This window comes from Devosia psychrophila (assembly GCF_000971275.1).
In the GTDB taxonomy this organism is placed as follows: domain Bacteria; phylum Pseudomonadota; class Alphaproteobacteria; order Rhizobiales; family Devosiaceae; genus Devosia; species Devosia psychrophila.
The window spans coordinates 45,579-52,185 of record NZ_LAPV01000008.1 but is presented as its reverse complement, the minus strand read 5'-3'; the positions used below and the strand labels follow the sequence as shown (position 1 = coordinate 52,185).

At 63.1% G+C, this 6,607-nt stretch carries 6 protein-coding genes; 1 reads left to right on the top strand and 5 read right to left on the bottom strand.

Going from position 1 to position 6,607, the window contains the following annotated elements; all coding sequences use genetic code 11:
- A partial coding sequence (locus tag WH91_RS00360; protein ID WP_046169026.1) for an IS3 family transposase occupies positions 1 to 624 on the top strand: 624 nt, incomplete at its 5' end.
- 67 nt (positions 625 to 691) lie between these two features.
- Here the strand turns inward: WH91_RS00360 and WH91_RS00355 are convergent.
- Genes WH91_RS00355 through WH91_RS00335 form a run of 5 tightly spaced genes read right to left on the bottom strand, consistent with a single transcriptional unit; the run spans position 692 to position 6,588 of the window.
- On the bottom strand, positions 692 to 1,633 hold the full coding sequence (locus tag WH91_RS00355; RefSeq protein WP_425285354.1) for an ABC transporter permease: 942 nt from the start codon (positions 1,631 to 1,633) through the stop codon (positions 692 to 694).
- Complete coding sequence (locus WH91_RS00350) at positions 1,633 to 2,682, bottom strand: ABC transporter permease (RefSeq protein WP_046169016.1); 1,050 nt, start codon at positions 2,680 to 2,682, stop codon at positions 1,633 to 1,635. Before WH91_RS00350 ends, WH91_RS00355 begins: the two co-directional genes overlap by 1 nt.
- Complete coding sequence (locus WH91_RS00345; RefSeq protein WP_046169015.1) at positions 2,672 to 4,189, bottom strand: ABC transporter ATP-binding protein; 1,518 nt, start codon at positions 4,187 to 4,189, stop codon at positions 2,672 to 2,674. Before WH91_RS00345 ends, WH91_RS00350 begins: the two co-directional genes overlap by 11 nt.
- The gene (locus WH91_RS00340) at positions 4,186 to 5,556 is read right to left on the bottom strand and encodes an amidase (RefSeq protein ID WP_244542416.1); all 1,371 of its coding nucleotides are present in this window, start codon (positions 5,554 to 5,556) and stop codon (positions 4,186 to 4,188) included. The genes WH91_RS00345 and WH91_RS00340 overlap by 4 nt, the downstream gene beginning before the upstream one ends.
- Before the next feature lie 45 nt (positions 5,557 to 5,601).
- On the bottom strand, positions 5,602 to 6,588 hold the full coding sequence (locus tag WH91_RS00335) for a BMP family protein (RefSeq protein ID WP_046169013.1): 987 nt from the start codon (positions 6,586 to 6,588) through the stop codon (positions 5,602 to 5,604).
- Between the last annotated feature and the right edge of the window lie 19 nt (positions 6,589 to 6,607).

The following is a 6,607-nucleotide window of genomic DNA, read 5'->3' as shown; positions in this document are numbered from 1 at the left end:
TTCCTGTATCTGCGTAACGTGCGGGGACATGTCTGGAACCACAAGCGCGTTTACCGCATCTACCGTGAGCTGGAGCTGAACCTCAGGATCAAGCCGCGCAGGCGGCTGAAGCGAGACAAACCGGATGTTTTGGCGGTGCCCGCTGCGCCAAACATGGTCTGGTCCATGGACTTTATGGCGGACCGTTTGGGAGACGGCCGACAGTTCCGGCTCCTCAATGTCATCGACGACTTCAACCGCGAGGGATTGGGCATCGAGGTGGATTTCTCGCTCCCCGCTGAACGGGTCATTCGTAGTCTGAACCAGATCATCGAATGGCGCGGCAAGCCATTGGCAATCAGGGTCGACAACGGCCCGGAATATGTCAGTGGCAAACTCATGGCGTGGGCGCAAAGCCAAGGCATTGCCTTGCGTCACATCCAGCCCGGCAAGCCCCAGCAGAACGCCTATGTGGAACGCTACAACCGCACGGTCAGGCACGAGTGGCTCGACCAATACATCATCGAAACCATCCAGCAGGCCCAGGAGTTCGCCACGCAATGGCTATGGACCTATAACAATGAGCGGCCCAATATGGGCATCGGCGGCATAACACCCGCCCAGAAATTGGCAATGGCTGCGTAAATTCTACCGAAGAGCCCCGTTAAAAACGGGGGGATTACCATCTCAACGCGTGATCTATGCAGGCGCGTTACCGTTCGCCGCGCCGGTAGGGCTGCATCAGAGCCTGTGGGACGCGGGCGCGGCGGGCCGTGACGATCAGGGCGATGATCGACAGCACATAGGGCACCATCAGAAACAATTGGTAGGGCACGGCTTTGCCGAGCACGGCCTGAAGGCGCAGCTGATAGGCGTCGAACAGGGCGAACAGCAAGGCGCCGAGCAGCGCGCGGCCGGGGCGCCAGGAGGCGAATACTACCAGCGCGATGCAGACCCAGCCGCGGCCCTGCACCATGGTTGGGAAGAAGCTGTTGAAGGCGGATAAGGTGAGAAACGCGCCGCCGACGGCCATTAGGGCGCTGCCGACCATCACGGCGCCGATCCGAACGGCAATTGGATTGACGCCCTGGGCTTCTGCACCGTGGGGGTTTTCGCCGGTCATGCGCACGGCGAGGCCAAGCGGGGTGCGGAACAGCACATAGGCGAGGATGACGGCCAACAGGATGGCGAGATAGGTCGGGGCGGTCTGGTTGAATAGCGCATCGCCAAAGAATGGGAGCGCGCTGAGGTAAGGAATCACGAGCGGCTGGAACGGCTCGATGGTTGGTGGCGAGGAGGCCAGCGGCACCGCGAGCCGGAAAATGAAGTAGCTCAAACTCGACGCAAAAAGCGTGATGCCGAGCCCGGTAACGTGCTGGGACAGTCCCAACGTCACGGTCATCCCGGCATGGAGCAGACCGAACACAGCACCGAACGCGGCTGCCGCGAGCAGCCCGACCCAGAGATCGCCGCCGTTGAAAACGGTGAGCCAGCCGATCATGGCGCCGAAGGTCATGATGCCTTCGATGCCAAGGTTCAGGACGCCGGCTCGCTCGCAGATCAGCGCGCCGAGTGTGCCGAAAATCAGCGGCGTGGCGATTCGCAGCACTGCGCCCCAGATGCCGGCCGAGGTAAATATCTCCAGCAATTCCATCAGCGTCGGATCCGATATTGGGTGAAGAAGATCGAAACCAGCATGGTTAGCAGCGACAGCGAGACCGTCATGTCAGCAATGTAGCTGGGGATGCCCAGGGCGCGGCCCATGCTGTCGGCGCCGACAAACATGGTGGCGGTGAACAGGGCTGCGGCGATGACGCCTATCGGATGCAAGTTTGCAAGCATGGCGACGATGATGCCCGAATAGCCGTAGCCCGGGGAAAGATCGGTAGTGACGTATCCCTTGACACCCATGACCTCGATGGCCCCCGCGAGGCCGGCAAGACCACCCGACAGGCAGGCGACCTTGATCAGGGTTTTCGCCAGCGGAACACCGGAAAATACGGCGGCGGTGGGACTGAGGCCGGCAGCGCGCGATTGCATTCCGAACACCGTGCGCGATTGCAGGAAATACACCAGCACCGCGATGACAATGGCGATGACCAGCCCGATGTGGAGCCGGGTGCGGTCGATCAGCTTGGGCAACATGGCCTCTGGACCAACCGGGATCGACTGTGGCCAACCGAAAGCCAGCGGGTCCTTGAGTGGCCCCTCGATCATCATCGAGACAAACAGCACGACGACGAAATTGAGCAGCAGGCTGGTGACGACTTCATCGACACCGAACCGCAGGCGCAACCCCAGCGGCACCAGCAGCATGACCATGCCTGCGATGGCGCCGACCATCAACGCGGCAGGGATCAGCAAATAGGGTGGCCAGCCGGAAAAAACCGTTGCGGCAACGGCAGCCACGGCGATGGCGCCGAGATAGAACTGGCCCTCAGCGCCGATATTCCAGACGCGGGCGCGGAAGGCTACGGCGGCCGCCAGCCCGGTGAGCATTAGCGGGGTGGCGCGGGTGAGGGTTTCGGTAAAGCCCAGCCGCGTGCCGAATGCACCGGTAAGGATCAGCCGGTATGCTTCGAGGACCGGGGCACCGGCCATGGCGATCAGCACGCCGGCAATGGCGAGGGCCGCCATGATGGCGATGACGGGCGCCAGCAGCACCAGCACCAGCGGACGATGGGCGCGGCGTTCAAGACGCATGGGCGAATTTCCCGTCTTGCGGCCAATCGCCGGCCATCATCAAACCCAGCATGCGGGCATCGGCCTGTTCGGCGGGAATGGGTGGGGAGAGGCGGCCCTTGACGATGGCCTGGATACGATCGGCGAGACTGATCACCTCATCGAGGTCTTCGGAAATCAGCAGTACGCCCGTTCCGGCCCGGCGCGCTTCGAGAATGCGGGTGTGTACGGCAGCTATCGCGCCTTCGTCGAGCCCGCGGGTGGGCTGGGCGGCGACCAAGATGCGCGAGCGATTCTGGAGGTTTCGGCCCAGGATCAGCTTTTGCATGTTGCCGCCTGAGAGGAGCCTTGTGCGGCTATCGGGTGTGCCGCCGCGCACGTCGAACCCGTCGATGATCTTGGTGGCGAACTGGCGGGCGGCGTGCCGGTCAACGAGACCATGGCGCGAAAATTCCCAGATGCGTTCGAGCACGGCGTTTTCCCAGATCGCCATTTCCCCGATGGCGCCTTCCTCATTGCGATCCTCGGGCACCCGGCCGATTCCCGCTTCGATCAGGCTGCGCACGCTGGTGTGGTTTATGGGCTGGCCGAACAGGCGTAGTTCGCCGCCAGTGTGCCGCGCGAGGCCAGATACCAGATGTCCTAAAGTGGTCTGCCCGTTGCCGGACACACCAATGATGCCAAGTGTCTCGCCCGCATGGACTGCAAAATTAATGCCCGACAGCCGCCGTCCGACGTCGAGGTCGATGGCTTCCAGCAGCACTGTGCCTGGGACGGCTGCTTCGCGGACTGGCCGGGCAACGCGGCGCCCCACCATCAGTTCGGCGAGCTCGGCCTTGCTTGTGGCAGAGGCCATACGCTCGGCCACCACCTTGCCGCCACGCAGTACCACCACGCGATCGGCCGCGGCCATCACTTCATTGAGCTTGTGCGAGATGAAGATCAGCGACAGCCCGCTTTGCGCCATGACGCGGAGCGTCGCGAACAGTGTTTCGGCCTCGAGATTGGTGAGCACAGCCGTCGGCTCGTCGAGGATGAGGATCTTGGCGTCGTTATAGAGCGCCTTGAGGATTTCGACGCGCTGTTGCTCGCCAACTGAGAGATCGCCTACGCGCGCATCCGGATTGACCTTGAGCCCGAAGCGCTCTGCGATCGACAACAGCTTGGCGCGCGCCGCGCCGGTCGAGGATTTGAGGCGCCAGAGGCTTTCAGTGCCTGTCATGACATTGTCGAGCACGGTGAGGTTGGCTGCCAGTGAAAAATGCTGGTGCACCATGCCGACACCGGCGCGGATTGCGGCGCGCGGCTTGCCCGGCGGCAACTGGACGCCCGCCACTTCGACGGTGCCGGCGTCAGGCGTGTAGTGGCCAAACAGGATGCTCATCAGCGTGGTTTTGCCGGCGCCATTTTCCCCAAGCAGGGCCAAGACTTCGCCGGGCGCAAGATTGATGGAGATGGCGTCGTTTGCCAGCGTTGTGCCGAACCGCTTGGTGATGCCAGTGAGGCGCAGCACAGGATGAGTGGTCATGGCAGGCCCGCGACAGGAAAGCGATGGGTCCAGCGATGCTCGGATTCCAGTCGGGCAGCAAGAGCCAGGAGGCGGATGTCACCACCCATTGGCGCCAGCAACTGCAGCGGCAACGGCAGGCCGGCGGCGTCGCTGCCGAAGGGCAAGGTAATTGCCGGGCAACCGGCGATATTGGCTACGGACGCCAAGGGAGCCATCGCCGTCATGCGGTCAAAATGGGCGGTGGTGTCGCCGTGATCGTTCGGGAAATGTCCGAGCAACGGCGGAGGGCCTGCCAGCATCGGCGCGATCACCACATCGACGCGGTCGAATAGCTGCCAAAGCGCGTGGCTGACCAAGACGCTTTGATTGAGCCGATCCCAGACGGTCGTGCCGCCCAGTGCCTGTCCATTAGCGATGACTGCCTGGGTCAGCGGCTCTGCGACAGAAGGATCGAGGGCAAAGGTGCCGAACAGCGCGGCGAGGTTGACGGAGACTATGGTTTCGAAGACCTGCGCCGAGGTTTCCGCCATGGCGTCGAACTCGGACCATGCCAGGGGGATTATTTGATGCCCGCCTTGCTCCAAGGACTGACCCGCAGCTTCGATGGCGGACTGGCGGGCCGGGTCGATCGGGTAGCGTCCACCGAAATCTACGACCATGCCGACGCGCAGCGGGCCTGTGCCGGTGTCCAGCATCGCCGGGTTTGGAAAGGGGCCACGTGCGGACCCCGAGAATGACGCCAAGGCAAGTGCCGTGTCGCGGACGGAACGGCAGACGGTAAGTTCGGTGGCGATGCCGCCGAGATAATTGCCAAAGCCGGGCCCAGCCGGCATGGCGCCGCGCGATGGCTTGAGCCCGACAAGCCCACAACAGGCCGCCGGAACGCGGACCGAGCCGCCAGCATCGGTGGCATGAGCGATGGCGACGATCCCGGATGCGACCGCCGCTGCGGCGCCGCCCGATGAGCCGCCTGCGGTGCGGGTCGGATCAAGTGGATTGCGGCAGACCGGCCCGACAGCCGGTTCGCTGCTCAGTGCCAGCCCGAATTCGGGGGCGGTGGTGCTGCCGAACAGGCAAAGTCCGCTGACGCGAAAACGTTGGGCTAGATCGGAGTCTGCGGAAGGATCATCGGCCAGAGTGCGAGAGCCGGCCCGCATTGGAATGCCAGCAAACGGTCCGCCCAGATCCTTGGCCAGCGTCGGTACGCCGAGGAAGGGCCGCTCGGGGTCAGGCGAGCGGTCGCAGGCAGCGGCAGTCGCCAATCCAAGATCGGTATCGAGGAATACTATTGCGCCGAACGGGTCAGCTTTTGCTGCCGCGATCGAAGCAGTCATCGCAGCGGTCGCGCTGGTTCTGCCAGCGGCGATGGCGCTCGCAAGCGCCATCGCATCATCAGATTGGGTCGGTGTCGTCAGCATGGATGGGAACGATCAGGCGGGTTCTTCCATATTGATTGGCACTTCGAATTCGCCAGCCTTGATGGCGGTGCGTTTGGCTTCCATGGCCGCGACGGCCTCGGCTGGCGCTGCGTCCGGCACATAGACGATGTCATTGCCGCCGTCCTTCATCAGGCTGGTCGGCGTGTAGTTCTTGCCCACCGGCGTTCCGGCCGCGACATCGACCAGCGCTGCGTCAAGCAGGGGACGGAAGTACCACATAGCGTTGGCAAAGACGGTGTCGGGATAGCGCGGCGTGTAGTCGATCAGCGAGCCAACGGACTTGATGCCACGTTCCTTGGCCGCGTCGGCGGTGCCAATGCGTTCGCCGAACAGGATGTCGGCGCCGGCGTCGATCTGGGCAAGGCCGGCTTCGCGCGCCTTGGGAGGATCAAAGAATGTGCCGATGAAGGCGACGAGAGTCTTAACCTCGGGGTTCACTTCCTTGGCGCCCAAGTTGAAGGCGTTGATCAGCATATTGACTTCGGGGATCGGAATGGCGCCAACCGAGCCCACGACATTGGACTTGGTCATCGCGCCGGCCAGCATGCCGGTGAGGTAAGCGGCTTCGTGGTTCCAGGTGCCAAAGGTGCCGAAATTATCGCCTGAAGGCTCGCCGCTCGAACCCATCAGAAACGCGGTGTCAGGATAGTCGGCGGCAACCTGACGGGCTTCCGTTTCGACGGCATAGGACTCGCCCACGATCAACTGGTGGCCCTGCTCGGCATATTCACGCATGGCGCGGGCATAGTCGGTGCCTGAAACGCCTTCGGAGAACACGTATTCGATCAGGCCTTCCTTGGCCGCATCGAGCATGGCTTCATGCAGCCGCGAATTCCAGGCATTTTCAACTGGCGATGCATGAATGCCCGCGACCTTGATGACCGTCTGCGCGCGTGCTGAGGGCACCAGCGCAGTTGCGCCCAGCGCGAGGCCGGTGGCGAGCACCGTGCGGCGCGACATCTTGAAACTGTTTGCCATTTCCCTGTCCCGATTTTGA

What these genes read in the sequence shown, in the direction of transcription:
- WH91_RS00355 (WP_425285354.1), bottom strand. Translation starts at nt 1,633, where the DNA reads ATGGAATTGCTGGAGATATTTACCTCGGCCGGCATCTGGGGCGCAGTG.
- WH91_RS00340 (WP_244542416.1), bottom strand. Translation starts at nt 5,556, where the DNA reads ATGGCGCTTGCGAGCGCCATCGCCGCTGGCAGAACCAGCGCGACCGCT.
- WH91_RS00335 (WP_046169013.1), bottom strand. Translation starts at nt 6,588, where the DNA reads ATGGCAAACAGTTTCAAGATGTCGCGCCGCACGGTGCTCGCCACCGGC.
- WH91_RS00350 (WP_046169016.1), bottom strand. Translation starts at nt 2,682, where the DNA reads ATGCGTCTTGAACGCCGCGCCCATCGTCCGCTGGTGCTGGTGCTGCTG.
- WH91_RS00345 (WP_046169015.1), bottom strand. Translation starts at nt 4,189, where the DNA reads ATGACCACTCATCCTGTGCTGCGCCTCACTGGCATCACCAAGCGGTTC.